The organism is Aeromicrobium camelliae, from assembly GCF_003850045.1.
Lineage (GTDB): Bacteria > Actinomycetota > Actinomycetes > Propionibacteriales > Nocardioidaceae > Aeromicrobium > Aeromicrobium camelliae.
Genome location: NZ_RQJX01000010.1, coordinates 1 through 25712, shown reverse-complemented (window position 1 = coordinate 25712; position 25712 = coordinate 1). Strand labels below are relative to the sequence as shown.

General features: G+C 69.3%; 27 protein-coding genes. 18 read left to right on the top strand and 9 right to left on the bottom strand.

Features of this window, described 5'->3' with window-relative positions; translation table 11 throughout:
• Positions 1–8: 8 nt before the first annotated feature.
• Positions 9–653, bottom strand: coding sequence for a response regulator (locus EHW97_RS08600; RefSeq protein ID WP_124236760.1), 645 nt, complete (start codon positions 651–653; stop codon positions 9–11).
• Complete coding sequence (locus tag EHW97_RS08595) at positions 650–1807, bottom strand: sensor histidine kinase (protein WP_166367451.1); 1158 nt, start codon at positions 1805–1807, stop codon at positions 650–652. The genes EHW97_RS08600 and EHW97_RS08595 overlap by 4 nt, the downstream gene beginning before the upstream one ends.
• A gap of 108 nt (positions 1808–1915) precedes the next feature.
• Here EHW97_RS08595 and EHW97_RS08590 point away from each other — a divergent pair, with 108 nt between their 5' ends.
• The 7 genes from EHW97_RS08590 to EHW97_RS08560 are packed head-to-tail and all read left to right on the top strand — an operon-like array spanning position 1916 to position 10000.
• Positions 1916–2830: an ABC transporter ATP-binding protein gene (locus tag EHW97_RS08590; RefSeq protein WP_124236758.1), complete on the top strand. Its 915-nt coding sequence runs from the start codon at positions 1916–1918 to the stop codon at positions 2828–2830.
• Positions 2827–3615: an ABC transporter permease gene (locus tag EHW97_RS08585; protein WP_124236757.1), complete on the top strand. Its 789-nt coding sequence runs from the start codon at positions 2827–2829 to the stop codon at positions 3613–3615. The genes EHW97_RS08590 and EHW97_RS08585 overlap by 4 nt, the downstream gene beginning before the upstream one ends.
• Before the next feature lie 35 nt (positions 3616–3650).
• Positions 3651–4859: a 1-deoxy-D-xylulose-5-phosphate reductoisomerase gene (gene dxr / locus EHW97_RS08580; protein ID WP_124236756.1), complete on the top strand. Its 1209-nt coding sequence runs from the start codon at positions 3651–3653 to the stop codon at positions 4857–4859.
• On the top strand, positions 4856–6154 hold the full coding sequence (locus EHW97_RS08575; RefSeq protein WP_124236755.1) for a M50 family metallopeptidase: 1299 nt from the start codon (positions 4856–4858) through the stop codon (positions 6152–6154). The genes dxr and EHW97_RS08575 overlap by 4 nt, the downstream gene beginning before the upstream one ends.
• Positions 6151–7308 carry a flavodoxin-dependent (E)-4-hydroxy-3-methylbut-2-enyl-diphosphate synthase gene (gene ispG, locus EHW97_RS08570; protein ID WP_124236754.1) on the top strand — a complete coding sequence of 386 codons (1158 nt, stop codon included), beginning with the start codon at positions 6151–6153 and terminating at the stop codon, positions 7306–7308. Before EHW97_RS08575 ends, ispG begins: the two co-directional genes overlap by 4 nt.
• Positions 7309–7351: 43 nt before the next feature.
• Positions 7352–8203 carry a GNAT family N-acetyltransferase gene (locus EHW97_RS08565; RefSeq protein ID WP_124236753.1) on the top strand — a complete coding sequence of 284 codons (852 nt, stop codon included), beginning with the start codon at positions 7352–7354 and terminating at the stop codon, positions 8201–8203.
• A gap of 54 nt (positions 8204–8257) precedes the next feature.
• Complete coding sequence (locus EHW97_RS08560; protein ID WP_124236840.1) at positions 8258–10000, top strand: proline--tRNA ligase; 1743 nt, start codon at positions 8258–8260, stop codon at positions 9998–10000.
• Positions 10001–10009: 9 nt separating this feature from the next.
• On the opposite strand, the gene EHW97_RS08555 is transcribed toward EHW97_RS08560, so the two are convergent.
• Together EHW97_RS08555 and EHW97_RS08550 are read right to left on the bottom strand one after the other, a co-directional pair.
• Positions 10010–10417: a ferritin-like domain-containing protein gene (locus EHW97_RS08555; RefSeq protein WP_124236752.1), complete on the bottom strand. Its 408-nt coding sequence runs from the start codon at positions 10415–10417 to the stop codon at positions 10010–10012.
• Positions 10414–10842: a hypothetical protein gene (locus tag EHW97_RS08550; RefSeq protein ID WP_124236751.1), complete on the bottom strand. Its 429-nt coding sequence runs from the start codon at positions 10840–10842 to the stop codon at positions 10414–10416. The genes EHW97_RS08555 and EHW97_RS08550 overlap by 4 nt, the downstream gene beginning before the upstream one ends.
• A gap of 79 nt (positions 10843–10921) precedes the next feature.
• Between EHW97_RS08550 and rimP the strand changes: the two genes are divergently transcribed.
• The 11 genes from rimP to dapB all read left to right on the top strand — a co-directional run bounded on the left by rimP (position 10922) and on the right by dapB (position 22913).
• Entirely contained in the window at positions 10922–11374 is a 453-nt protein-coding gene (rimP, locus tag EHW97_RS08545) for a ribosome maturation factor RimP (protein ID WP_124236750.1), read from the top strand.
• Positions 11374–12411 carry a transcription termination factor NusA gene (gene nusA, locus EHW97_RS08540; RefSeq protein WP_124236749.1) on the top strand — a complete coding sequence of 346 codons (1038 nt, stop codon included), beginning with the start codon at positions 11374–11376 and terminating at the stop codon, positions 12409–12411. Before rimP ends, nusA begins: the two co-directional genes overlap by 1 nt.
• An 8-nt stretch (positions 12412–12419) precedes the next feature.
• Positions 12420–12692, top strand: a complete 273-nt coding sequence (locus EHW97_RS08535) for a YlxR family protein (protein WP_124236748.1) — start codon at positions 12420–12422, stop codon at positions 12690–12692.
• Between the two features lie 140 nt (positions 12693–12832).
• Positions 12833–15592 carry a translation initiation factor IF-2 gene (gene infB / locus EHW97_RS08530; protein ID WP_124236747.1) on the top strand — a complete coding sequence of 920 codons (2760 nt, stop codon included), beginning with the start codon at positions 12833–12835 and terminating at the stop codon, positions 15590–15592.
• A gap of 94 nt (positions 15593–15686) precedes the next feature.
• Positions 15687–16124, top strand: a complete 438-nt coding sequence (rbfA, locus tag EHW97_RS08525) for a 30S ribosome-binding factor RbfA (RefSeq protein WP_124236746.1) — start codon at positions 15687–15689, stop codon at positions 16122–16124.
• The gene (truB, locus tag EHW97_RS08520) at positions 16121–16996 is read left to right on the top strand and encodes a tRNA pseudouridine(55) synthase TruB (protein WP_124236745.1); all 876 of its coding nucleotides are present in this window, start codon (positions 16121–16123) and stop codon (positions 16994–16996) included. Before rbfA ends, truB begins: the two co-directional genes overlap by 4 nt.
• Positions 16997–17016: 20 nt before the next feature.
• Positions 17017–18258: a phospholipase D-like domain-containing protein gene (locus tag EHW97_RS08515; protein ID WP_124236744.1), complete on the top strand. Its 1242-nt coding sequence runs from the start codon at positions 17017–17019 to the stop codon at positions 18256–18258.
• Between the two features lie 31 nt (positions 18259–18289).
• Positions 18290–19240, top strand: coding sequence for a bifunctional riboflavin kinase/FAD synthetase (locus EHW97_RS08510; protein ID WP_124236743.1), 951 nt, complete (start codon positions 18290–18292; stop codon positions 19238–19240).
• 136 nt (positions 19241–19376) lie between these two features.
• Positions 19377–19631: a 30S ribosomal protein S15 gene (gene rpsO / locus EHW97_RS08505; protein ID WP_124236839.1), complete on the top strand. Its 255-nt coding sequence runs from the start codon at positions 19377–19379 to the stop codon at positions 19629–19631.
• A gap of 210 nt (positions 19632–19841) precedes the next feature.
• Complete coding sequence (locus EHW97_RS08500) at positions 19842–22061, top strand: polyribonucleotide nucleotidyltransferase (protein WP_124236742.1); 2220 nt, start codon at positions 19842–19844, stop codon at positions 22059–22061.
• Positions 22062–22166: 105 nt separating this feature from the next.
• Positions 22167–22913, top strand: coding sequence for a 4-hydroxy-tetrahydrodipicolinate reductase (gene dapB / locus EHW97_RS08495; RefSeq protein WP_208001964.1), 747 nt, complete (start codon positions 22167–22169; stop codon positions 22911–22913).
• A gap of 18 nt (positions 22914–22931) precedes the next feature.
• On the opposite strand, the gene EHW97_RS08490 is transcribed toward dapB, so the two are convergent.
• From EHW97_RS08490 to EHW97_RS08475, 5 genes are read right to left on the bottom strand one after another with little or no spacing between them, the layout of a single operon-like run.
• A complete protein-coding gene (locus EHW97_RS08490) occupies positions 22932–23240 on the bottom strand; it encodes an AzlD domain-containing protein (RefSeq protein ID WP_124236741.1) in 309 nt (102 codons plus the stop codon).
• Positions 23237–23920 (bottom strand): AzlC family ABC transporter permease, encoded by a 684-nt coding sequence (locus tag EHW97_RS08485; RefSeq protein ID WP_124236740.1) that lies wholly within the window; start codon positions 23918–23920, stop codon positions 23237–23239. The genes EHW97_RS08490 and EHW97_RS08485 overlap by 4 nt, the downstream gene beginning before the upstream one ends.
• Entirely contained in the window at positions 23917–24447 is a 531-nt protein-coding gene (locus EHW97_RS08480; protein ID WP_243696359.1) for a GNAT family N-acetyltransferase, read from the bottom strand. Before EHW97_RS08480 ends, EHW97_RS08485 begins: the two co-directional genes overlap by 4 nt.
• Positions 24444–24941, bottom strand: coding sequence for a hypothetical protein (locus EHW97_RS15305; RefSeq protein WP_166367449.1), 498 nt, complete (start codon positions 24939–24941; stop codon positions 24444–24446). The genes EHW97_RS08480 and EHW97_RS15305 overlap by 4 nt, the downstream gene beginning before the upstream one ends.
• Before the next feature lie 36 nt (positions 24942–24977).
• Positions 24978–25469: a hypothetical protein gene (locus tag EHW97_RS08475; protein ID WP_124236739.1), complete on the bottom strand. Its 492-nt coding sequence runs from the start codon at positions 25467–25469 to the stop codon at positions 24978–24980.
• Between the last annotated feature and the right edge of the window lie 243 nt (positions 25470–25712).

Genomic DNA, 25712 nt, shown 5'->3' with positions numbered 1-25712 from the left:
GCGACTGGTCAGACGAGTCCGGCGTCGTGCATGCGGATGGCGACCTGGACGCGGTTGGTCACGCCGAGCTTCGTGAACACGTGACCGAGATGGACCTTGACCGTCGCCACACTCATGAACAGCTGCGCGGCGATCTCGGCGTTCGAGGCGCCCCGAGCCACCGACAACGCCACCTCGCGCTCACGGTCCGTGAGCTGCTCGATGGCCTTGCGCGCCTCGGTCGAGATCCCTGCGGCCGTGACGTGACGGATCAGCTGGCCCGTCACGCTGGGGGAGAGGATCGGCTCGCCCGCCGCGACTTTGCGGATGGCCTCGACGATCTGCGGCGGCGGGGTGTCCTTGAGCAGGAAGCCGCTCGCACCCGCGGCGAGCGCACGCATCACGTGTTCATCGGCGTCGAAGGTCGTCAGCACGATGACGTGAGGAGCCGGCTCCTCGGCGAGCAACCGCTCCGTCGCCGCCAAGCCGTCCATGATCGGCATCCGGATGTCCATCAGCACGACATCGGCCGCCGGAGCGACCGAGAGCGCTGCCGCTCCGTCCCCCGCCTCGGCGACGATCTCCACATCGGGGGCACCACCGAGCACCATGCTCAGTCCGGCCCGCACCAGTGGGTCGTCGTCGACGATGGCGACGCGGATGGGGGCGCTCATGCGGGCCACGGTAGCCGGGCGTGGATCTCGAACCGGCCGTCGGGCGTCAATCGGTGACCGAACTCGCCGCCGGCGAGATGAACCCGTTCGGCCAGCCCGACCAATCCCAGGCCGGCACCGGGCGTGCCGTTCTGAGTTCCACCGAGCGGCAGCGGATTGCTGATGGCCATGTCGATGCCGGTGCCCGGGCTGCCGTGTACGCCGACGAACACGGCGGTGTGCGGCGCGTGCTTGCGTGCGTTGGTGAGCGATTCCTGGATGACCCGGTAGGCGGTGCGGCCGGTGCCTACGGGAAGGGCGTCGAGGTCGGCCTTGATGCTCTCGTCGATGACCATGCCGGTGGCGCGTGCTTCGGCGATGAGAGTGGCGATGTCGCGCGCCGACGGCTGCGGGAGCTCGGGCGCGGCGTCGCCCGAGTCGTCGCGCAGCACGCCGAGCACCTCTCGCAGTTCGACCAGGGCCTCGTGGGAGCTCGACTGGATGATCTCGGCACTGCGCCGGATCTCCTCGGGGCTGAGATCGGTGCGGTAGGCGAGCGCGCCAGCGTGCAGCGAGACCATCGAGATCCGGTGAGCGAGCACGTCGTGCATCTCGCGAGCGATCCGGGCCCGCTCGGCCGTCCGTGCTTGCGCCACGCGAGCGGCCTGCTCGGATTCGGCGGTCTCGGCCCGATCGACGAGAGTGCGCAGCAGCTCCCGGCGCGAGCCGACGTACATGCCCCACACGACCACGAGCGCGGTCAGACCGACGTTCGATGCGAGCGAGACCAGCAGCGGGTCGCGCAATGCGGGATCGAACTCGCTCACGACGAGACCCGCGGCGATGGTGGCGAGGCTGAGCGGGATGATCTCGCGCCAGCGACGGCGGGTCGCGACCGACACGAAGGCGAGGAGCGACGGTCCGGCCACGCTGATGCACGGGACGGAGACCGCCGTGAGCACCAAGGCGATCGTCATCGGATAGCGGCGCCGCCAGTGCAGCGCGACGAGGCTGGCCAGTCCGACCAGGATGTCGACGACGAGGAGCCAGTCCGGGTAACTCGGGAGCTCGGCGTACCGGGCGACGACGATCATGGCGCCGATGAGGGTGATGAGCGCATACCGCCAGGTCTCTCCCCACAGGGTCAGCGGGGGCGGGGGAGGAGTCGTACGCACGCAACCCAGCGTAGGAGCCGTGAGGCGGCCGATCTCTACGACCATCGGCCAGGTTTCTCATCCGCGTGTCCGATGCGGACGGCCGATCGGCTCGGCCACGATGGAGGCATGATCACGGTTGAGAACCTGACGAAGACCTACGGGCACTACCGGGCCGTGGACAACGTCTCCTTTGTCTGCCGGCCGGGCTCGGTGACGGGCTTCCTCGGGCCCAACGGCGCCGGCAAGTCCACGACGATGCGCATCATCGCGGGACTGACGCCGGCCGATTCGGGAAGCGCCACGATCGGCGGCGTCCGCTACCACGACATCCCCAACCCCGGCACGCAAGTCGGCGTCCTGCTCGATGCGTCCGCGCAGCACGCGGGCCGCACGGGTCGGGAGATCCTCACTCTCGGGGCGCGGACGATGGGCCTGCCGACGAGCCGCGTCGACGAGATGCTCGAGCTCGTGAGCCTCACGCCGAGCGAGGCCAAGCGCCGGGTGCGCAACTACTCGCTCGGTATGCGCCAGCGCCTCGGCATCGCGCACGCTCTGCTCGGCGATCCCAAGATCCTCATCCTGGACGAGCCTGCCAACGGGCTCGACCCCGCCGGTATCCACTGGATGCGCCAGCTGCTGCGCACGTACGCGGACCGCGGCGGCACGGTGCTGCTGTCGTCGCACCTGCTGCATGAGGTCGAGGTCATCGCCGACGAGCTCATCGTCATCGGGCGCGGGCGCATCGTGGCCGAAGGCCGCAAGGAGGAGTTGCTGCACGCCGCCGGCACCTACGTGCAGGCCGTACCCGATCACGCCGAGCGACTGACGACCGCCTTGCAGTCCGCCGGCATCACGGCGACGCCTCGCGATGCAGGCCTGCAGACCGAAGCCACGGCCGAGCAGGTCGGCCGGGCCGCGGCAGCTGCCGGGGTCGCCCTCCTCGAACTGCGCCGAGCCGAAGGCGCCGGCCTCGAAGCCATGTTCCTCCAGCTCACGTCCGACACCCAGCGTGAGCAGCCCACGACGGGAGTCTCCGCATGAGCACCACTACGTACTCCATCGACACCCAGCGCCCCGGTGTCTCCTTCGGCCGCTTGATCGCGGTCGAGTTCCGCAAGTCCTTCGACACGCGGGCGGGGCGCTGGTTCACCGGCGTCGTCGTGGCGCTGGCGTTCGCTGCGATGCTCATCCAGGCCCTGCTGTTCGTCGAGGGCTTCCAGGACCTCAACGACTTCACGATGGTCGGGAACGGGGTCATCGGCTTCTTCATCCCGATCATCCCGATCCTGTTGGTCACCCAGGAATGGGGGCAGCGGACGGCGCTCGTGACCTTCACGCTCGAGCCGCGGCGCATGCGAGTCGTCATCGCCAAGCTCATCGCCAGCGTCCTCGTCGTGCTCGGTGTCCTCGTCGTGGCCCTGGCGATCGCCGCGCTGGGAACGGCGCTCGCCGGTGGTGTGCGCGGCTTCGACGTCGACTGGTCGCTCAGCGCCGAGATGCTCCGCAACGTCTTCATCGGCAACCTCATCGCGGCGATCCTGGGCTTCGCGCTCGCCATGCTGATCATGAGCACACCGGGCGCGATCGTGACGTACTTCATCTACATGTTCGCCGTGCCCACAGTGCTCGAAGTGGCGGCAGCGTTCCTCGACTGGTTCGCCGACGTGAGGCCGTGGATCGACTTCGCATCGGCCCAAACGCCGCTGTTCAGCACCGGCGGACCTAGTGGTGAGCAGTGGGGCCAGCTCCTGGTGTCCTCGCTCATCTGGCTCGTCCTGCCGCTGGTGCTCGGCGTGTGGCGGTTGCTGAAGACCGAGGTCAAGTAGCACCCGCCCGACACCCGGGGTGCGAGAATGGCGGCATGCGTCGAACGCGTGTCGCCATTCTCGGATCCACGGGCTCCATCGGTACCCAGGCACTGGACGTGATCCGGGTCGCTGCGGAGCGGTTCGAGGTGGTCGCGCTCGCGGCCGGCGGTAGTGATCCGCGGCTCCTGGCACGCCAGGCGCTGGAATTCGATGTCCCGTTGGTGGCTGTCGCCAAGGCGAGCGCACTGGAGGACGTGCAGCTCGCCCTCTACGCCGAAGCGCAGCAGCGCGGCTGGTCCGCGGGGGACCTGCGGCTCCCACGGCTGCTCGCCGGGCCCGACGCCGCCACGGAGGTCGCCCGCGTGGACTGCGACGTCGTTCTCAACGGCATGACCGGCGCCGTCGGGCTGCTGCCCACGCTCGCCGCGCTCGAAGCGGGGCGCACCTTGGCGCTGGCGAACAAGGAGTCGCTGATCGTCGGCGGGCCGCTGGTCAAGGACCTCGCCAAGCCGGGCCAGATCGTTCCGGTGGACTCCGAGCATTCGGCCCTCGCGCAAGCGCTCCGCGGAGAGCGGGTCGAGGACGTCCGGCGCCTGCTGGTGACCGCGAGCGGCGGGCCGTTCCGCGGCAAGACGCGCGCAGAGCTCGCCGACGTCACGCCCGAGCAGGCGATGGCGCACCCGACGTGGGACATGGGACCGGTCATCACCATCAACTCGGCGACGCTCGTCAACAAGGGGCTCGAGGTCATCGAGGCCCACCTGCTCTTCGACATCGGCTTCGATCGCATCGACGTGGTCGTGCACCCCTCGTCGGTCGTGCACTCGATGGTGGAGTTCGTGGACGGTTCCACGATGGTCCAGGCCTCGCCGCCGGACATGCGACTGCCGATCGCGCTGGGCCTGGCGTGGCCCGAACGGGTCCCCGGCGCCGTGCCCGCCTGCGACTGGGCCCGACCGGTCTCATGGGACTTCTTTCCGCTCGACGACGACGCGTTCCCCGCGGTACGCCTCGCCCGGCAGGCCGGCGAGTTCGGTCGCACGGCGCCCGCGGTCTTCAACGCGGCCAACGAGGTCTGCGTGGACGCCTTCGTGGGCGGGCACTTGGACTTCCTCGGCATCGTTGACACGGTGGGCGAAGTGCTCGAGGAGCACCTGTCCGACCCGGACTCCGCCCTCGACGACCTCTCGCTCGAACGTGTCCTCGCGGCCGACGCCGCGGCGCGCGTCCGAGCGGCCGAGCTGGTGGAGCGACGACGATGACCGCTGTGATCTACGCCCTGGGCGTGGTGGTGTTCCTGCTCGGTGTGGCGCTGTCGATCGCCCTCCATGAGATGGGGCACATGTGGCCCGCCAAGAAGTTCGGTGTCAAGGTCACCCAGTTCTTCGTCGGATTCGGCCGCACCGTGTGGTCGTTCCGGCGCGGGGAGACCGAGTACGGGCTCAAACTCGTGCCCCTGGGCGGATTCGTGAAGCTCGTCGGGATGCTGCCGCCCGAACGCGACGACGACCCCTCGCACGCACGGACTTCCAACACGGGCCTGTTCACCCAGCTCGCGAGCGACGCCCGGCAGCTGGAGTACGAGACCGTCACCACGGCTGACACCGACCGGCTGTTCTACCGCAAGCCCTGGTGGCAGAAGGTCATCGTCATGGCAGGCGGTCCGACGGTGAACCTCATCATCGCGACCGTGCTCTTCTCGATCTCGTTCATGGGCTTCGGAGTCGCGACGCCCACGACCACGGTGGGGCAGGTGGCCGACTGTGCGATCACCGACGCCGAGGCCGGACGCGCCTGCACCGACGCCGACCCGCCGACTCCGGCGAAGCAGGCGGGCCTGCAGGCCGGAGACGTCATCACGTCGTTCGACGGCGAACCGATCACCTCCTGGGATCAGCTCACCCGCCTGATCCGGGCCAACGGCGACGAGACGGCGACGATCAGCTTCGAGCGCGACGGCAGCGAGCAGACGGTGGACGTCACCACGTCGGTGCTCGCCCGCGCCGCGCTGGACGACCCCGAACGCGTCGAGAACGTGGGCTTCCTCGGCGTGACGCCCACCAGCGTGATCGAACGACAAGGTCCACTCTTCGTCGTGGAGGAGATGGGCCGCATGATCGGTCAGACCGCCGAGGCGATCGTCCATCTCCCCGCGCGCATGGTCGAGGTCGTCAAGGCCGTGTTCGGTGCCGAGCGCGAGCAGGACAGCCCGATCAGCATCGTGGGCGCCAGCCGGGTGGCGGGCGAGCTGGTGACCGTGGATCAGCCCACGCTCGCCGAGGGCACGCAGCGCATCATCACGTTGCTGGCCGGGCTCAACCTGTTCCTTTGGCTGTTCAACCTGATCCCGTTGCTGCCGCTCGACGGGGGACACATCGCCGGCGCGCTGTGGGAGGCGCTGCGGCGCGGATGGGCCCGGCTGCGCGGGCGCCCGGATCCGGGCTATGTCGACGTCGCCAAGATGTTGCCGATCGCTTACGCGGTTGGCTCGGTGCTTATGCTGATGGGTGTGGTCTTGATCTTCGCGGACATCGTGAATCCGGTGAGTCTCTCATGAGCGCACAGCCCATTTCGCTCGGCATGCCCGAGGCCCCGGCGCCGGTTCTCGCGCCCCGTCGTCCCTCCCGGAAGATCCGGGTGGGTTCGGTCGAGGTCGGCGGCGACGCCCCGATCTCGGTGCAGTCGATGACCACCACCCTGACCGCGGACGTCAACGCCACGTTGCAGCAGATCGCCGAGCTCACCGCCGCCGGCTGCGACATCGTCCGCGTCGCGTGCCCCAGCCAGGACGATGCCGACGCGCTTCCCGCGATCGCGCGCAAGTCGCAGATTCCGGTGATCGCCGACATCCACTTCCAGCCCAAGTACGTGTTCGCCGCGATCGACGCCGGCTGCGCGGCCGTGCGGGTCAACCCCGGCAACATCCGCAAGTTCGACGACCAGGTCGGCGCCATCGCCAAGGCTGCCGCCGACGCCGGCGTCTCGCTGCGCATCGGTGTCAACGCGGGCTCGCTGGACAAGCGCCTGCTGGAGAAGTACGGCAAGGCCACGCCGGAGGCGCTCGTCGAGTCCGCGGTGTGGGAGGCCTCGCTGTTCGAGGAGCACGACTTCCACGACTTCAAGATCTCGGTCAAGCACAACGACCCGGTGGTCATGGTCAAGGCCTACGAGATGCTGGCCGAGCGGGGCGATTGGCCGCTGCACCTCGGGGTGACGGAGGCCGGCCCGGCGTTCCAGGGCACCATCAAGAGCGCCACCGCCTTCGGTGCGCTGCTGAGCAAGGGCATCGGCGACACCATCCGCGTCTCGCTCTCGGCCCCGCCGGTCGAGGAGGTCAAGGTCGGCCTGCAGATCCTCGAGTCGCTCAACCTGCGCCCGCGCCGGCTCGAGATCGTGTCCTGCCCCTCCTGCGGACGTGCCCAGGTCGACGTCTACAAGCTCGCCGACGAGGTCACCGCGGGGCTGGACGGCCTCGAGGTCCCGTTGCGCGTCGCGGTCATGGGGTGCGTCGTCAACGGCCCGGGCGAAGCGCGCGAGGCCGACCTCGGTGTCGCGTCCGGCAACGGCAAGGGCCAGATCTTCGTCAAGGGCGAGGTCATCAAGACCGTGCCCGAGAGCAAGATCGTCGAGACCCTCATCGAAGAGGCCATGCGCATCGCCGAGGGCATGGAGCCCGTCGAGGGCGGCTCCGCCTCCGTCACCGTGAGCTGAACGCCATGAGCGGCGCCGGTCCTGCTGAGTTAGGCTCCCAGCCATGACCGACGTGGCCGCCGCGGCTACCTACGTGCGCTCGCTGTCACGACACGACTTGCCCGAGCTGGTCGCGTTGCTCGACCGTGACCCGCTCACGAACCTCTTCGTCCGCCACCGCGTCGACGCCACTCGCATGGACCAGCGCTGGCTGGGCGCACAGATCTGGGGCTACTTCGAAGGCGGGACGTTGACGTCCGCCTGTCATGTCGGCGCCAACGTGGTGCCCGTCGAGGCGACGCCTGCGGCGATCGACGCCTTCGCGCACCGGCTCGCGCGCCGCGACTCGCAGTCCCGCTCGATCGTCGGACCGGCGCACGTCGTCGGGCCGCTGTGGGAGCGGTTGCGCCCGCACTGGGGGCCGGCCCGATCCGAGCGACTCGACCAGCCGTTCCTGATGATGGACAACGACAGTCCCGTCCCGCCCGACGATCGCGTGCGCCCGGTGGCACTGGACGAGGTCGACGCGCTGTACCCGGCGAGCGTGGCGATGTTCACCGAGGAGGTCGGCATCGACCCGACGGTGGGCGATCGGGGCGGCTACCGGGCGCGGGTGACGCAGTTGGTGTCCGAGGGGTGCTCCTACGCGATCATCGAGAACGGCGAGGTGGTCTTCAAGACCGAGGTCGGTGCCAGCACCGCCGCGGCCTGCCAGCTCCAGGGCGTGTGGGTCGACCCTCGATACCGGGGGAGGGGGATCTCGGCTCCCGCGCTGGCGGCCGTGGTGTTCCTCGTCCGGCGCGCCTTCGCCCCGACGGTCACGCTGTACGTCAACGACTTCAACGTTCCGGCGCGTCGTCTGTACGAGACCGTCGGGTTCCGCCAGGTGGACACCTTCGCGACGATCCTCATGTGAGGGGGCTGCCGCGCGCATCGGCGGGCGGGGCCTCGCTACCCTCGTGGCATGCGAATGTCACGGCTCTTCCTGCGCACCCTCCGCGACGATCCCGCCGACGCCGAGGTGCCGAGCCACAAGCTGCTCGTCCGCGCCGGGTACGTCCGCCGCGTCGCTCCCGGCATCTACTCCTGGCTCCCGCTGGGTCTGCGCGTCCTGGCCCGCATCGAGCACATCGTGCGCGAGGAGATGGACGCGATCGGCGCTCAGGAGGTGCGCTTCCCGGCGCTCCTGCCGCGCGAGCCGTACGAGGCGAGCAACCGCTGGACCGAGTACGGGCCGAACCTGTTCCGGCTCCAGGACCGCCGTGGCAATGACATGCTCCTCGGCCCGACGCACGAGGAGATGTTCGCCCTCGTGGTCAAGGACATGTTCTCGTCCTACAAGGATCTGCCGCTGAGCCTGTATCAGATCCAGACGAAGTACCGCGACGAGGCGCGTCCGCGCGCGGGCATCCTGCGCGGCCGCGAGTTCGTCATGAAGGACTCGTACTCCTTCGACATCGATGACGAAGGGCTCGAACGTTCCTACCAGGCGCATCGCGCCGCCTACATCCGCATCTTCGACCGGCTCGGGTTCGACTACGCGGTCGTCCACGCCGACTCCGGTGCGATGGGCGGGTCCGCGAGCGAGGAGTTCCTCGTCGTGGCAGAGACGGGCGAGGACACCTTCGTGCGCTCGCCCGGAGGGTACGCCGCCAACGTCGAGGCCGTCACCACGGTCGTGCCTGAGCCGCAGCCGTACGACGACGTGCCGCCCGCTCACGCCGAGATCACCCCCGACACGCCGACGATCGAGACGCTCGTCGATCACCTCAACGAGGCGTTCGCGCGCGAGGACCGGCCCTGGACGGCCGCGGACACCCTCAAGAACGTGCTCGTCACACTGCGCTACCCCGACGGCACGAGTGAGCCGCTCGCGATCGGCCTGCCCGGCGACCGCGAGGTCGACACCAAGCGACTGGAGACCCAGGTGGCGCCCGCGGAGGTCGAGCCCTTCGGTGAGGCGGAGTTCGCTGCGCACCCGGCGCTGGTCAAGGGCTACATCGGACCGGGCGTGCTGGGGGAGAAGAGCGAGACCGGCATCCGCTACCTCGTCGACCCGCGCGTGGTGGAGGGAACCCGCTGGGTCACCGGCGCCAACGTCTCCGGTTCCCACGTCATCGACCTCGTCTACGGCCGCGACTTCACGGCCGACGGCACGATCGAGGCGGCCGAGGTCAAGCCCGGCGACCCGGCGCCCGACGGCAGCGGTCCGCTCGAACTCGCCCGGGGCATCGAGATGGGCCACGTGTTCCAGCTCGGACGCAAGTACGCCGAGGCGCTCGGCCTCAAGGTGCTCGATGAGAACGGCAAGCTCGTCACCGTCACCATGGGGTCGTACGGCTTCGGCGTGTCGCGGGCGGTCGCGGCGATCATCGAGAACTCTTACGACGAGCGCGGCATCATCTGGCCGCGCGAGGTCGCGCCGTTCGACGTCCACCTCGTCGTGGCCGGCAAGGACCCGGCGCAGTTCAGCGCCGCCGAGGAGCTCGTGGCTCAGTTCGAGAGTGCCGGACTCGAGGTGCTCTACGACGACCGGCCCAAGGTCTCGCCGGGGGTCAAGTTCAAGGACGCTGAACTCATCGGCATCCCGACGATCGTGGTCGTGGGCAAGGGGCTGGCCGACGGTTTCGTCGAGGTCAAGGACAGGGCGACCGGGGAGCGGCACGACGTCGCCATCGGCGAGGTCGTCGGCACTCTGACCGCGGGGCACTGAGGAGGGGCGTCAGTCCAGGCCGGGGAACGGCTCGGGCTCGGCGCCCCAACCCAGGGCCCGCCGTGCCGTGTCGCGCAGCGCGTCGACAGCCGCGGAGCGGAGGTCGCCCTCGACCAGGCCGACGAGCCGCACGATCGCGGCGCAGATGCGCGCCTCGACCGAGCGAGCGGCCTGCGAAGCTTCCTCGGGCGTGCTGAGCGCGCCGACGTCGTAACTCACCTGCGGTCCGGGTGGTTCGGCGTTCGCATCGCTGAACACGGCGACCAATTCGTCACGACGTTCCACATGCGCGTCGAACGCCTCCGCAGCGGAGCGTCGCAGCGCGTCGTGCCGTGCGCCGATCACGGGATAGAGCCAGACGGCCTCGAGCTCGAGAGCCAGCCAGTCACTCCAGGCCTGGGCTTGCGCCTCGTTCACGCCCCTCCTCCCACCGGTCGCGCCGCCAGCTGCGTGAGTCCGGCCGACATCGAGGCGAGCGTCATGGCGACGTCGGGCGCCACCGCGCCGGACGCGTCAGCCGCCCGGTGCGCGGCAGCGGCCCGCAGCTCGGCGCGCAGATCTCCCCGAGCGGGTTCGGTCGTGGGAGTGCCTCCGAGCTGAGCGACCTGGTCGCTCAGGAGCGCGACGGCGTCATCGGCGCCGTCCGTGCCGAGGGCGATACCCAGCAGCCGCTGCTGGTCCTCGAGCACGGCCTTGACGAGGCTGACGTCGGAAGCGCGGGGACGAGGTCGGGGCTTGACGCCGACGGCGCGGACGACGTCGTCGAGGGCGTCCGTGGCGCCCAGGGCGACGATTCCGCCCACGGCGACGGCACCGGCGAGGAGGGCACGTCGGCTGGTCACCACCGCAGCGTAACGCTCGCTACGATGGTTCCACGCACGTGAGACGCCGCGCCGACCGAACTGAATAGGGGCACACCGTATGAATGACCGTATCGCCGATCTCGTGGGCCCCGTGGTGAGTGCCCTCGGCCTCGATCTGGAGGCGGTCGAACTCTCGGGGCAGGGCCCGAACCGGCGCCTTCGCATCGCCGTCGACGGCGACGAGGGCGTCGACATCGGCACGATCGCCGACGTCACCCGAGCCGTCTCCGCCGAACTCGACGCGACCGACCTGCTCGGCAGCGCGCCCTACACCCTCGAGGTCACCTCGCGCGGCGTCGACCGCCCGCTCACCGCGCCGCGCCACTGGCGGCGCAACGCCGGCCGCCTCGTCGAGGCACGACTGACCGACGGGCGCACCCTGGTCGGCCGTATCGGCGACAGCGACGACGACGGCGTCGATCTGCTCGCCAAGGGTGTGCCGACGCGATACTCCTACGCCGACATCGAACGCGCCGTGATCCAGATCGAGCTCAACAGGAAGGACGTCTGATGGACATCGATATGAGCGCGCTGCGCCTCCTCGAGCGCGAGAAGGGCATCTCCGTCGACGTCGTGGTCGACGCGATCGAGACCGCTCTGCTCTCGGCGTATCACAAGACCGCCGGTGCCCATCACCACGCGCGCGTCGAACTCGACCGCACGACCGGACACGTCACGGTCTGGGCCAAGGAACGGCTCGCCGACGCCCCCAGCGAGGACGGGGACGCGCCGCAGGCGCGGTTCAGCGACGAATTCGACGACACTCCCGAGGACTTCGGCCGGTTCGCGGCCACCGTCGCCCGCCAGCTCATCATGCAGCGTCTTCGTGACCTGGAGGACGAGCAGAAGTACGGCGAGTTCTCCGGACGCGTCGGCGACATCGTGTCGGGCGTCATCCAGCAGGGACAGCGTCCCGGTGACGTCATGGTGCACCTCGGTTCCATCGAGGCGATCCTTCCGGCGACCGAGCGCGTCCCCGAGGAGCGGTACTCGCACGGCGAGCGCATCAAGGCCTACGTCTACGAGGTCGACCGCACACCGCGCGGCCCTCGGGTCAAGGTCTCGCGGACGCACCCCAACCTCGTCAAGCTGCTGTTCGCGCTCGAGGCGCCGGAGATCGCCGACGGGTCGGTCGAGATCGCGGCCATCGCCCGCGAGGCCGGCCACCGGACGAAGATCGCAGTGCGCGCCACCGCGCCGGGCGTCAACGCCAAGGGGGCCTGCATCGGCCCGATGGGGCAGCGCGTCCGCAACGTGATGAGCGAGTTGCACGGCGAGAAGATCGACATCGTCGACTACAGCGAGGACCCGGCGGAGTTCATCGCCCATGCGTTGTCGCCGTCGCGGGTCACGAGCGTGACGATCCTCGATCGCACGGCGAAGGCCGCGCGCGTCGTGGTCCCGGACTTCCAGCTCTCGCTGGCGATCGGCCGCGAGGGGCAGAATGCCCGGCTTGCCGCCAAATTGACAGGATGGCGCATCGACATCCGCTCGGACACCGAAACGCCTGGTGCAGCCGCTGCGCCGAACGTTTCGGCGAACGGCTAGACTTGTCGATGGTGATCCGCACGTGCGTCGGCTGCCGGCAGCGCGCGGACAAGTCCACTCTGGTGCGCGTCGTCGCTCGCCGGGAGGGAACGGAGTGGTCCGTTCTTCCCGATGCGCGGGGCACGCTGCCGGGGCGGGGTGCGTATCTGCACCCGTCGCCCGAGTGTCTGGACCTGGCGATCCGTCGCCGTGCGTTCGGTCGAGCCCTTCGAGTCGAAGGGCGTCTCACGACCGATGCGCTCGGCGCACTGTTCGCCCAGAACCAGGACCAGAGCACCTGACCCCGAGGGGGCCCGACCGGGCTTCCTCCCGACCGAAAACGGAGCACACGCTCATGAGCACTCGATGAGTACTTCGCAATGAGCCTGTACGTCGACTAGCGGTCCAGCCCCTTCAGGGTTGGACCCCCTGAAGGAGAAGAGTGGCTGTCAGAGTCCACGAACTCGCACGTGAGTTCGGAGTTCCCAGCAAAGTCGTGCTGTCCACCCTCAAGGAGATGGGCGAGTACGTGAAATCGGCGTCCTCCACTGTGGAGGCGCCGGTCGTCCGCCGCCTGAACGAGGAGCACGGCGACAAGCTCCGCGAGATGGGCGCGGGCAAGAAGAGCGCCAAGAAGGCGGCTCCCAAGCCCGAGCAGGCTGCGACTCCCGCGCCTGCCCCCGCTGCCCCGTCGGCTCCTGCCGCCGAGGCCAAGCCCGCCGCTCCCGCGGCACCCAAGCCGACGCCCGCCCCTGCTGCGCAGCCCGCAGCCGAGGCGCCGACGCCGGCACCGGCTCCCCAGCGTTCGGCCACCCCGAAGCCGGGCCCCAAGCCGACCCCCGCACCCGGTCCCAAGCCCGGCCCCGCCGCCGGCGCCCCCAAGCCGGGACCCCGTTCTGCTCCCAAGCCGCAGGGTGGCCCCCGGCCTGGACCGCGGTCGGGCGCTGCTCGTCCGGGCAACAACCCGTTCTCGTCCAAGCAGGGCATGCAGCAGGACCGTCCGCCGCGTCCGCCGGCCGCCCGTGAGGGTGGTGGCGCAGGCGCCAGCGGCGGCCCGCGTCCGGGCATGCCGCGCCCCAACCCCGCGATGATGCCGAAGCGCTCGTCGGTGGGCGGGCCCGAGGCTCGTCAGGGCGGTCGCCCCGGTGGTCGTCCCGGCGGCGGTGGCCGTCCGGGTGCCGGTGGCCGTCCCGGGGGCGGCGGCGCCGGAGCCCCGCGTCCCGGTGGCTTCGGAGGTCCTCCGGGCCGCGGCCCGCGTCCCGGTGGTCGTGGTGGCACGCAGGGCGCGTTCGGTCGCGCCGGTGGTCCGCCGCGTCGTGGTCGCAAGAGCAAGCGCGCGAAGCGCCAGGAATTCGACCAGATGCAGGCGCCGGCGATCGGCGGGGTCCGCGTCCGCAAGGGCAACGGCGAAACCGTTCGTCTCGCACGTGGCGCGTCGCTGACCGACTTCGCCGAGAAGATCGGTGTCGACGCCGCGTCGCTCGTGCAGGTGCTGTTCCACCTGGGCGAGATGGTCACGGCGACCCAGTCCGTCAACGACGAGACCCTGCAGATCCTCGGTGAGGAGCTGAACTACGACGTTCAGGTCGTCTCGCCCGAGGACGAGGACCGCGAGCTGCTCGAGTCCTTCGCGCTGGGCTTCGGCGAGGACGAAGGTGCCGACGAGGACATGGCTCCCCGTCCGCCGGTCGTCACGGTCATGGGTCACGTCGACCACGGCAAGACGAAGCTGCTCGATGCGCTCCGCAACGCCAACGTGGTCGCCAAGGAGGCCGGTGGCATCACGCAGTCGATCGGTGCCTACCAGGTCACGACCGAGGTCGACGGCCAGGAACGCGCCATCACCTTCATCGACACCCCCGGTCACGAGGCGTTCACCGCCATGCGTGCCCGTGGTGCGCAAGCCACCGACATCGCCGTGCTGGTGGTCGCCGCCGACGACGGTGTCATGCCGCAGACGGTCGAGGCGTTGAACCACGCCCAGGCCGCCGGAGTGCCGGTCGTCGTCGCGGTCAACAAGGTGGACAAGCCGGACGCCGATCCGTCCAAGGCGCGCGGCCAGCTCACCGAGTACGGCCTCGTCCCCGAGGAGTACGGCGGCGACACGATGTTCGTCGACGTCTCCGCCAAGGCGGGCACGGGTCTGGACTCGCTGCTGGAGTCGATCGTCCTCACGGCGGATGCGGAGCTGGACCTGCGAGCAAACCCGGATCAGAACGCGGAGGGCCTCGCGATCGAGGCGCACCTGGACCGCGGCCGCGGTGCTGTCGCCACGGTCATCGTCCAGCGCGGCACGCTGCGCGTCGGCGACACGCTCGTCGCCGGTTCGGCCTTCGGTCGCGTCCGTGCGCTGCTCGACGAGTTCGGCAACAACATCGAGGAGGCTCCGCCGTCGCGCCCCGCGCTCGTGCTGGGTCTGACCGCGGTGCCGGGCGCCGGTGACAACTTCATGGTCGTCGACGACGATCGCATCGCCCGGCAGATCGCCGAGAAGCGCGAGGCTCGCGAGCGCAACGCGGCTCTTGCCAAGCGCAGTGGCCGCCGCACGCTCGAGGACCTCATGCGCGAGGTCGAGCAGGGCGAGACCACCGAGCTGCTGCTCATCCTCAAGGGTGACAGTTCCGGTTCGGTCGAGGCGCTCGAGGACTCGCTCAGCCAGATCGACGTCGGCGACGAGGTCGACCTGCGGGTCATCGACCGCGGTGTCGGCGCGATCACCGAGGCGAACGTCAACCTGGCCGCGGCGTCCAACGCCGTCATCGTCGGGTACAACGTCCGCGCTCAGGGCAAGGCCACCGAGCTCGCCGACCGCGAGGGTGTCCAGATCAAGTACTACTCGGTCATCTACCAGGCGATCGAGGAGATCGAGGCGTCCCTCAAGGGCATGCTCAAGCCGGAGTTCGAGGAGCACCAGCTCGGCCAGGCGGAGATCCGAGAGATCTTCCGCTCCAGCAAGATCGGCAACATCGCCGGCTGCATGGTCACGAGTGGCGTCATCCGCCGCAACGCCAAGGTCCGCATCCTGCGCGACGGCACCGTGGTGGCCGACAACCTCGACCTGGCCAGCCTCCGCCGGGAGAAGGACGACGTCAGCGAGGTCCGCGAGGGCTTCGAGTGCGGTGCCGTCGTCCGGAACTTCGGTGACATCAAGATCGGCGACATCATCGAGGCCTTCGAGATGCGGGAGAAGCCGCGCGACTGAGGCCGTCGCCCGCTGAGTGTGACGTTGAGGCGGACCACCGCTGACGCGGCCCGCCTCAACGTCACACTCACGGGCAGAGTGAGAAGAGGGAAACATGCCCAGTCCACGCAACGCCAAGATCGCCGACCGCATCCAGACGATCGTCGCGGGACTGCTCGAACGACGGATCAAGGATCCGCGCATCGGATTCATCACCATCACCGATGTGCGTCTGACCGGCGACGGGCAGCACGCGTCCGTGTTCTACACCGTGATGGGCGACGAGTCCTCGCGCGAGGGCACGGCCGCCGCGCTGTCCAGCGCGACCGGACTGATCCGGTCGGAGGTCGGCAAGCAACTCGGCCTTCGTCACACGCCGACGATCGAGTTCTTCCTCGACGCCGTGCCTGAGCAGGCGCGCGAGATCGAAGACCTCATCGCGCGCGCCAAGCAGGCCGACGCCGAGGTCGCGGCGCGCGCGGCCGGTGCCGCGTACGCCGGTGAGCCCGATCCGTACAAGAAGCGCGACGACGAGGACGACGAGGCCGAGTGACGACCACGGCAGGCATCGTCGTCGTCGACAAGCCGGCCGGATGGACGTCGCACGACGTCGTCGGTCGCATGCGTCGGCTCGCGCAGACGCGCAAGGTGGGGCACGCCGGAACACTCGATCCGATGGCCACAGGAGTCCTGCTCCTGGGCATCGGCCGGGCGACCCGGCTGCTCGGCCACCTTCAACTCGCCGACAAGGAGTACCTCGCGACGATCCGGCTCGGGGAGTCGACCGTCACCGACGACGCCGAAGGTGAGGTGACTGCTTCCAACGACGCGTCCGGTCTCAGGCGCGAACAGATCGTGCAGGCCATGCGGCCCCTGACCGGGGACATCGAGCAGGTGCCGTCCAAGGTGTCCGCGATCAAGATCAACGGGCAGCGGTCTTACGCCCGCGTCCGTGCCGGGGAAGACGTCGAACTCCCCGCCCGTCCCGTCCACGTCGGCGTGTTCGACGCCACCGACGTACGGCCGGGGGAGCGGACCGTCGATGTGGACGTCCGCGTGGTGTGCTCCAGTGGCACGTACGTGCGCGCGTTGGCTCGCGATCTGGGAAGTGCGCTCGGCGTCGGCGGGCATCTCACGATGCTTCGGCGCACCCGGGTCGGCGGGTTCACTCTCGCCGAGGCCCACACCCTGGAGGACTTGGAGCGCCGGCTCGATGTCGTCGACATCGACGGCGTCGCCGCCCGTTCGTTCCCCGTCCACCGGCTCGATGACGCCCAAGCTCGGCTCGTCAGCCACGGCCGGGTCCTGCCTGACACGACGCTGCCGACGGCGGGGACCGTGGCGATGCTCGATCCCTCCGGCCGGTTCCTGGCGCTCTACGAGCAGCGCGGGTCCGCGGCTCGCCCCGTCGCTGTCTTCGTCTGACGACAGATAGGCTGACAGCCATGCCCTGGTCGAAGCTCTCCGCGCGTCAGCTCCTCCGCCGCTTCCTCCTCGGGTTCTTCATGGTGCAGACCGCGGCGATCGCCTCGTTGATGGCGACGACGCGTGTGCGCAAGATGCTGCGCGGCAAGGGCATCGAACCGCTTCCGCGGGTCGAGCCCCGCAGCTTCGCCGTCGGCGACAGCAACGAGGCCAACGTCTACGTCAACGGCGCTCCGCTGTACGAGGACATGCTGGCGGCGATCGCGCAGGCCGAGCACCGGGTGCTCTTCGAGTCCTACATCGTCAAGGGCGACGCGATGGGCCGCCGGTTCAAGCGCGCGCTCATCGACGCCGCCGCCCGCGGTGTCGAGGTCTACGTCATCTATGACGGCTTCGCCAACCTCGTGGTCCGGCCGTCGTTCTACCGGTTCCCGCCCTCGGTGCGGGTGCTGCGGTACCCGGTGCTCGCCTCGGGCCTGCGGTTCTGGAATCCGCGGAACTACGGCCGTGACCATCGCAAGATCCTGGTGGTGGACGACAAGATCGGCTTCGTGGGCGGCTACAACGTCGGCCAGCTGTACGAGGACGAATGGCGGGACACGCACCTGGCCCTCAGCGGTACGGCGGTATGGGACCTGGAGAACGCGTTCATCGACTTCTGGAACGTGCACCGTCCGCACGAGGGCATCGAGCAGGCGATCCGGCCGACGTGGGAGCCGACCATCCGGGCGCACCGCAACATCCCGAAGCAGCTGATCTTCCCCATCCGGGGCATGTACCTCGAGGCGATCGATCGGGCCCAGCACACGATCGAGCTCACGACCGCCTACTTCATTCCCGACGCCGACATCCTCGAGGCGCTCATCGACGCCAGCCGCCGCGGGGTGCAGGTCCGCATCCTGCTGCCGCGGGTGTCCAACCATGTCGTCGCCGACTTCCTCGCCCGCGGATTCTTCAACCGACTGCTCGACGCCGGGGTCGAGATCTGGCGCTACACCGACCACATGGTGCACGCGAAGACCGCGACGATCGACGGCGAGTGGAGCACCGTCGGCACCGCGAACATCGACCGCCTGAGCCTCACCGGCAACTACGAGATCAATCTCGAGATCATCGACGACGAGTTCGCCAAGGGCATGCGCGACGTGTTCGCCGACGACGTCGAGAGCGCGGAGCTTCTGACCGCGGAGTCCTGGCAGGGACGGCCCGTCGTCGCACGGCTGTACGAATGGGTCCTCAAACCGCTCAAGCCCTTGCTCTGACCCGGCTCCCGCACTGTGGCACAGTGTCACCGTGGCGATCTGGAAGGCAGTCGACGGAGCACCGACGGAGCGGCTCGAAGGACCGAGCGTGGTGACGATCGGCGTCTTCGACGGGGTCCATCGCGGTCACCAGGCCGTGCTGTCGGCCGTCCGCGAGAAGGCCGACGAGCTGGGAGCGACGGCCGTGGCGATCACGTTCGACCCGCACCCGGTCGCGGTCCTGGCGCCGGACAAGGCACCCAAGCGGCTGACCACGATCGAGCGTCGGGTGGAACTCCTACAGGCGCACGGCGCCGACGCCGTGCGTGTCCTCGCGTTCTCCGCCGAGATGTCGGCGTGGACACCCGAGGAGTTCATCCAGCGGGTCGTCGTCGAGCAGCTCGGCTGCCGGCACTTGATCGTCGGCGAGAACTTCCGTTTCGGCAAGCGGGCCGCCGGGTCCGTGGACACGTTGCGAGACGCGGGGGAGCGCGACGGGTTCAGCGTCGACGGGTGGTCGCTCGTCGGCGACGAGGAGACGTTCTCCTCCACGCGTGCCCGCAACGCCGTCGCCGCCGGCGATCTGCCTGGTGCCGCGCGCGTGCTGGGCCGTCCCCACGAGGTCTCCGGCACGGTGGTGCAGGGGGATCGGCGCGGCCGCGAACTCGGTTACCCGACGGCCAACGTGCCGGTCGACGAGGCGTACGCCGTCCCGCCGGACGGCGTGTACGCCGCCCACCTCGTCCGGGCCGACGGCACGCGGCTGCCGGCCGCGGTGTCGGTCGGCACGAACCCGACGTTCGAAGGGGTCAGCGGCCGCCGGGTGGAGTCCTACGTCCTCGACCGCGACGACCTCGACCTGTACGGCGAGCACGTGCGGGTGGAGTTCGCCGAACGGCTGCGCGGCATGGTGGCGTTCGGCTCCGTCGACGCGCTGATCGCCCAGATGGACGACGACGTCGCCGCGACCCGGCGAGCGCTCGATGCAGGGCATTGGGCCTGAGCCTGGTAGTCTTGAGACGCCGTCAGATCGGCCACGGATCGTAGTGCCCCGGTGAACCGGCCCGGGCGCGCCGTGCAACGAGAAGAACCCGAGGAGACGCGTGTCGAAGAAGACCGCTGCGCCCACCGTCGCAGACCTGTCCAAGGACGAGATCATCAAGCAGTACGCCCTCAAGGACGGCGACACCGGATCCCCTGAGGTCCAGATCGCACTGCTCACGGCGCGTATCAGCCAGCTCACCGAGCACCTGAAGACCCACAAGCACGACCACCACAGCCGTCGCGGACTGCTGCTGCTGGTCGGTCAGCGTCGTCGCCTGCTCAACTACCTGCAGAAGAACGACATCGAGCGCTACCGCTCGCTGATCGATCGCCTCGGCCTGCGCCGTTGATCATGCCTGAGCGGCCGTCCCTGTCGGGGCGGCCGCTCTCGCACAACTGAACACCACCGACGAGGTCGGCCCGTCACGCTCGGTCCTCGGTAGTGGCTTTCGGATCATGGGATCCGCGAGCCTCGATCGAAGACCGGCGATCGGTCATTCGGCCCCTTGTCTGGCCGCCTCGTCCTGACAGCAGGTCTTGGCCTGCGGAAGGGACACTTCATGTCCGAACCCACCGTCCACGCCGTGGAGACCGTCATCGACAACGGCTCCTTCGGTACCCGCACCGTGCGCTTCGAGACGGGCCTGCTGGCCCGTCAGGCCGGGGGCGCCGTCTCCGCGTTCCTCGACGACGACACGATGCTGCTGAGCACCACGACCGCCAGCAAGCAGCCCAAGGAGCACTTCGACTTCTTCCCGCTCACGGTCGACGTCGAAGAGCGCATGTACGCCGCCGGACGCATCCCCGGCTCGTTCTTCCGTCGCGAGGGGCGCCCCAGTGAGGACGCGATCCTCACCTGCCGGTTGATCGACCGCCCGCTGCGCCCGACCTTCAAGAAGGGTCTGCGCAACGAGGTCCAGGTCGTCATCACGGTCATGGCGCTCAACCCCGACACCCCCTACGACGTGCTCGCGATCAACGCCGCCTCGGCGTCGACGCAGATCTCCGGTCTGCCGTTCAGTGGGCCGATCGGCGCCACGCGCGTCGCCCTCATCGACGGCCAGTGGGTCGCGTTCCCGAGTCACAGCCAGCTCGAGAACGCCGTCTTCGACATGGTCATCGCCGGCCGCATCGCCGGTGACGACGTGGCGATCATGATGGTCGAGGCCGAGTCCACCGAGGCGACCTGGGATCTGGTCCAGAGCGGCGTTCAGGCGCCTACCGAGGAGATCGTCGCCGGCGGCATGGAGGCGGCCAAGCCGTTCATCCGCCAGCTGTGCGAGGCGCAGGCCGAGCTTGCGGCGGCCGCGGCCAAGGAGGTCCAGGAGTTCCCGGTCTTCCTCGACTACGAGGACGACGCCTACGACGCGGTCGCCGAGGTCGCCACCGAGGACCTCAAGGGCGCGCTGACGATCGTCAGCAAGGCGGCCCGCGAGGAGCGCGAGAGCGAGATCAAGGCCTCGGTCATCGAGCAGCTCGGCGAGCGCTTCGAAGGCCGCGAGAAGGAGCTCGGCGCCGCTCTGCGTGCGCTGACCAAGTCGCTCGTGCGCGAGCGGGTGCTCCGCGACAAGGTCCGTATCGACGGCCGCGGTCTGGCCGATATCCGCGAGCTGAGCGCCGAGGTCGGCGTCATCCCGCGGGTTCACGGCTCTGCCCTCTTCCAGCGCGGCGAGACGCAGATCCTCGGTGTCACGACGCTCAACATGCTCGATCTCGAGCAGAAGCTCGACACGCTGAGCCCCGAGACCACGCGTCGGTACATGCACAACTACAACTTCCCGCCGTTCTCGACCGGTGAGACCGGCCGCGTGGGCTCGCCCAAGCGCCGCGAGATCGGTCATGGCGCACTCGCGGGCCGCGCGCTCGTTCCGGTGCTGCCGACGCGCGAGGAGTTCCCCTACGCGATCCGTCAGGTGTCCGAGGCGCTCGGCTCCAACGGCTCCACGTCGATGGGCTCGGTCTGCGCCTCGACGCTGGGTCTGCTCAACGCCGGTGTGCCGCTGCGCGCTCCGGTCGCCGGCATCGCGATGGGCCTCATCTCCGGTGAGGTCGACGGCGAGACCCAGTACGTCACGCTGACCGACATTCTCGGTGCCGAGGACGCGTACGGCGACATGGACTTCAAGGTCGCCGGCACCCGCGAGTTCGTCACGGCGCTGCAGCTCGACACCAAGCTCGACGGCATCCCGGCCGACGTGCTGGCGGGCGCGCTGACCCAGGCGCGCGATGCGCGTCTGACGATCCTCGACGTCATGGCCGAGGCCATCAGCGAGCCCGACGAGATGAGCCCGCACGCCCCGCGGATCATCACCGTGACGATCCCGGTCGACAAGATCGGTGAGGTCATCGGCCCCAAGGGCAAGATGATCAACCAGATCCAGGACGACACCGGCGCGAAGATCTCGATCGACGACGACGGCACCGTCTACATCGGCGCCGAGGGCGGTGACGCGGCCGAGGCGGCCAAGAGCGCCATCAACGCGATCGCCAACCCGACGATGCCCGAGGTCGGCGAGCGCTACCTCGGCACGGTCGTCAAGACGGTCGACTTCGGCGCGTTCGTCTCGCTGCTGCCGGGCAAGGACGGCCTGCTGCACATCAGCAAGCTGCGTGAGCTCAACGGTGGCCAGCGGGTCAACAACGTCGAGGACATCGTCAAGGTCGGCCAGAAGGTCCAGGTCGAGATCGCCGAGGTCGGCGACCGCGGCAAGCTCTCGCTCATCCCCGTCGTGGAAGGCAAGAACGACGAGGATAAGGCCGAGGAGCCGGCCGAGGCCTGAGCCGACGCCTGAACCGAACGGCGCCCCGAGGAGTTCTCCTCGGGGCGCCGTCGTCGTTGTACCCCGTCGCGGGTGGGCGCCGGGGTGCGCCCTAGCATCGAACCCATGACGCGAGTGGCGGTGCTGGGTGCACGAGGACGGATGGGTTCCACGTCGGTGGGAGCGATCGAGGCGGCCGACGGGCTGGAGGTCGTGGCGCAGATCGACGCCGATGATTCCCTTGATCTGATCGCCGAGAACGGCGCCGAGGTCGCGCTCGTGTTCACCACGCCGGACGTCGCCCTGGATCACGTCCGCTGGTGTGTCGAGCACGGTGTGCACGTCGTGGTGGGAACGTCCGGATTCGACGACGCCAAGGTCGCTCAGGTCCGCGAGTTCCTGGCCGACGCCCCGGGCGTGGGTGTCCTCATCGTCCCGAACTTCTCGATCGGCGCGGTGCTGATGATGCGGTTCGCGGCAGTCGCCGCGCCGTTCTTCGAGTCGGTCGAGGTCATCGAGATGCACCACCCGGACAAGGTCGACGCGCCCTCCGGTACCGCTGTGCGCACTGCGGAGATGATCGCCGACGCGCGTGCCGAGGCCGGTTCACCTGAGCTTCCGGACGCGACGACGACCGACCCCGAGGGTGCGCGTGGCGCGAAGATCGCGGGCATCCCTGTCCATGCTGTGCGGGCTCGGGGTTTCACTGCCTCCCAGGAAGTCCTGTTCGGCGACCCGGGCGAGATCTTCTCGATTCGGCACGACTCGTCGACGCGTGAGAGCTTCATGCCTGGCGTGCTCGCCGCCCTGCGCGCGGTGGCTGACCGTCCGGGAGTCACCGTGGGTCTGGACGCCGTACTCGGTCTCGACTGAGTCAGCGAGACGAGGTCGTCAGAACCAGAGCCGCACCAGGGCGGCACTGCCGGCCGCGACCCCGACCACGACGAGGAAGGGCATCCGCCACCATAGGAGGACGGCGGCGACGCCGAGTGCGGCGAGCCGCGCGTCGAGGACGAGTGCGGAACCATCGGCGAGCACCTGCACGGCGATGAGCGCGCCCAGCAGCGCGACCGGAATCAGCGTCGCGATGCGGACGGTCAAGGGATGGTCGAGGACGCGGTCGGGCACCGACAGGCCGGCGAGCTTGAGGGCATAGCAACCGGCCGCGGTGAGCAGGATGCCGATCCAAAGCGTCGTCATGCGCCCTCACTCCGCCGTTGGAGGAGCAGCCCGACCAGTACCGCGACGGCCCCGCCGACGATGATCGGGATGCCGGCGGGCGTCAGGGGAACGAGGCCGAGAGCCACGGCCGCGCCCGCGATGGCGACGACGCGGGTCAGCGCGGAGTCCAACCGTGGCCAGAGCAGCGCCAGGAACGCCGCACCGACGGCCGCGTCAAGACCGAAGTCGCGCGGATCGCCGATCGCCGTTCCGGCGAGCGCGCCGACGAATGTGAACAGGTTCCACAGCACGAAGATCGAGATGCCGGTCCAATAGAAGGCGACCCGCGCCTGATGCGAGGAATCGCGGGTCACCGCCATCGCGGTGGACTCGTCGATGACGAACTGCGCGGTGACCGGCCTGCGCCACCCGTGGACGTCGAGGAGCCGCGCCAGGCTCACCCCGTAGAACAGATTGCGGCCGCCGAGGAGGACCGAAGTCACGGCGCCGGTGATGGGGGAGCCGCCGGACGCGACAACGCCGACGAAGGCGAACTGGGAGGCGCCCGTGAACATCAGCAACGACATCACGCAGGTCTGCCACACGCTCAATCCGGCCGCAGTGCCGAGGGCACCGAAGGAGATGCCGTAGGCACCGGTAGCGAGTCCGACGCCGAGCGAATCGGTGATGATCGCGCGATCGGATGCTGACGTGCTCACACCAGCCTCGTGTGGAGACGAACCTGTTTGACGGTGGCGCCGGTGGGAGCGGCGAGTTCGCGGTGGGCGCCGTCGGGTGCCCAGCCGGCGGTGGTGGCGAAGGTGCGCGTCGCGTCGTCGGTGGACCGCAGCCACCACACGGCGCGGGTGAAGCGGTCAGCCCGTAGCGTGTCCGCGCAGGCCTGGAGGAGCCGCGACCCGTGGCCGTGGCCGCGATGCTCGAGCGCCACCACGAACTCGCCGATCTCGCCGTCCTGGATCTGGTCGGCATCGTCGTCGAAGCACGGGTGCACGATGGCGAATCCGCGGAGCGTGGCGCGCTCGAGTGCCACGAGCACCCGTTGTCGCGCGTCGCGCGGCGCGTTGACGGTCGCGGCCCAGCGCTCGGTCAGGTCGGACGGAGCGAGCTCGTCCAGCTGGGTACCGAGAACGTCCGTGTAGCTCTCGCGCCAGACGGCTAGTTGCAGCGCAGCGATGGCGGGCGCATCGTCCGCCCAGGCGAGACGGACGCTGACGTCGGCCGTCACCAGCCCTCCGAGAAGTACGAGCGACCGCCCGCACGATCCAGACGCTGCTCCACTCGCGAGATGGTCGACGGCGTCGGCCAGAGCGACGCGACCATGGCGATGAGAGTGGGAACGCCGGCGATCAGTGCGGGCCAGGCGCCGTGGTCGACCACGAAGCTCATGGCGATGCCGATGAGCAGTGGCGCCTCGAGGATGGCGACGCGGACGAACAGGTTCGCCTGGAACGTCTGAAACGCTTGGGACATCGCCTGCTCGCGGTGCGTGCCGAGGGGGATCGGCGTCAGCTGTGACTCCATGGCGCGGGCGACGCCGAACGCGCCGGCAACGAGCAGCAGCAAGCCCACGATCATCCACAGCGGCGGCAACGTGGCGTCGGAGAATCCACCGAGGACGAAGACGACCACGACGAGAATGAACAACGGCGCTGAAGTCATCGCCATGATGATCAGACGGAGCGTGGCGGCTCGTGATGCCGGCGTGGACGGGACGGTCATGGGGCCGAGTCTGTCACATGGCGACCCCGCATCCGCTCAGGACTCGAAGGCCTCCAGCAGCCCCGACGAAGCGCCGTCTGCCTCCAACGCCGTGGCGACCCGAGCGACGTTGCGCACACTGGGCCACGTCTCGAATGCCAGCGCGACGACAGTGGGAAGCGCGACCAGGATGACCGGCCAACCGCCGTGGTCGCTCACGAAGGCGTACAGGGCCGACAGCAGCAAGGGGATCTCGATGAGGAGGAAGGCGCGCGCCATGTGCCGTTGGTACGCCGCGAGGGAGCCGGCGACCGCTTCCGCACCCGTCTGTTCAGGGTCGAGGGGCGGGATGCGGATCCACGAACGCTCCACATTGAGGATCGCCGCCGCGAGAACGACGTAGAGGCCGGCGAGGATCCACCACGGCGGAAGATCGGCGTCGGTGCCGCCCAGCATCAGCGCGATCAATGTGGAGAACACCGTCGCTACGACGAGCTGGAACACGACGAAGACCCGGATCTGCCTGACCTGCTGGGCGTTACGGTCCATGACGTCCTCTCTCGCGGTGCGGCGTCAGTATCGCACGCCACGCACGTCACTCGGTCAGGATCGTTCCGCCGACGTCCCACGCCCACTGCCCGTCGTGCTCGATGGGGATCGCGTGGTCGATGAACCGTCCCGGCGTGTCCGGAGAGCTGATTCATTGGAATGATCACTCTCATGGCACGACCCAGCAAGTACCCGACCGAGTTGCGTGAGCGCGCGGTGCGCATGGTGATTGAGTCCCGGGAG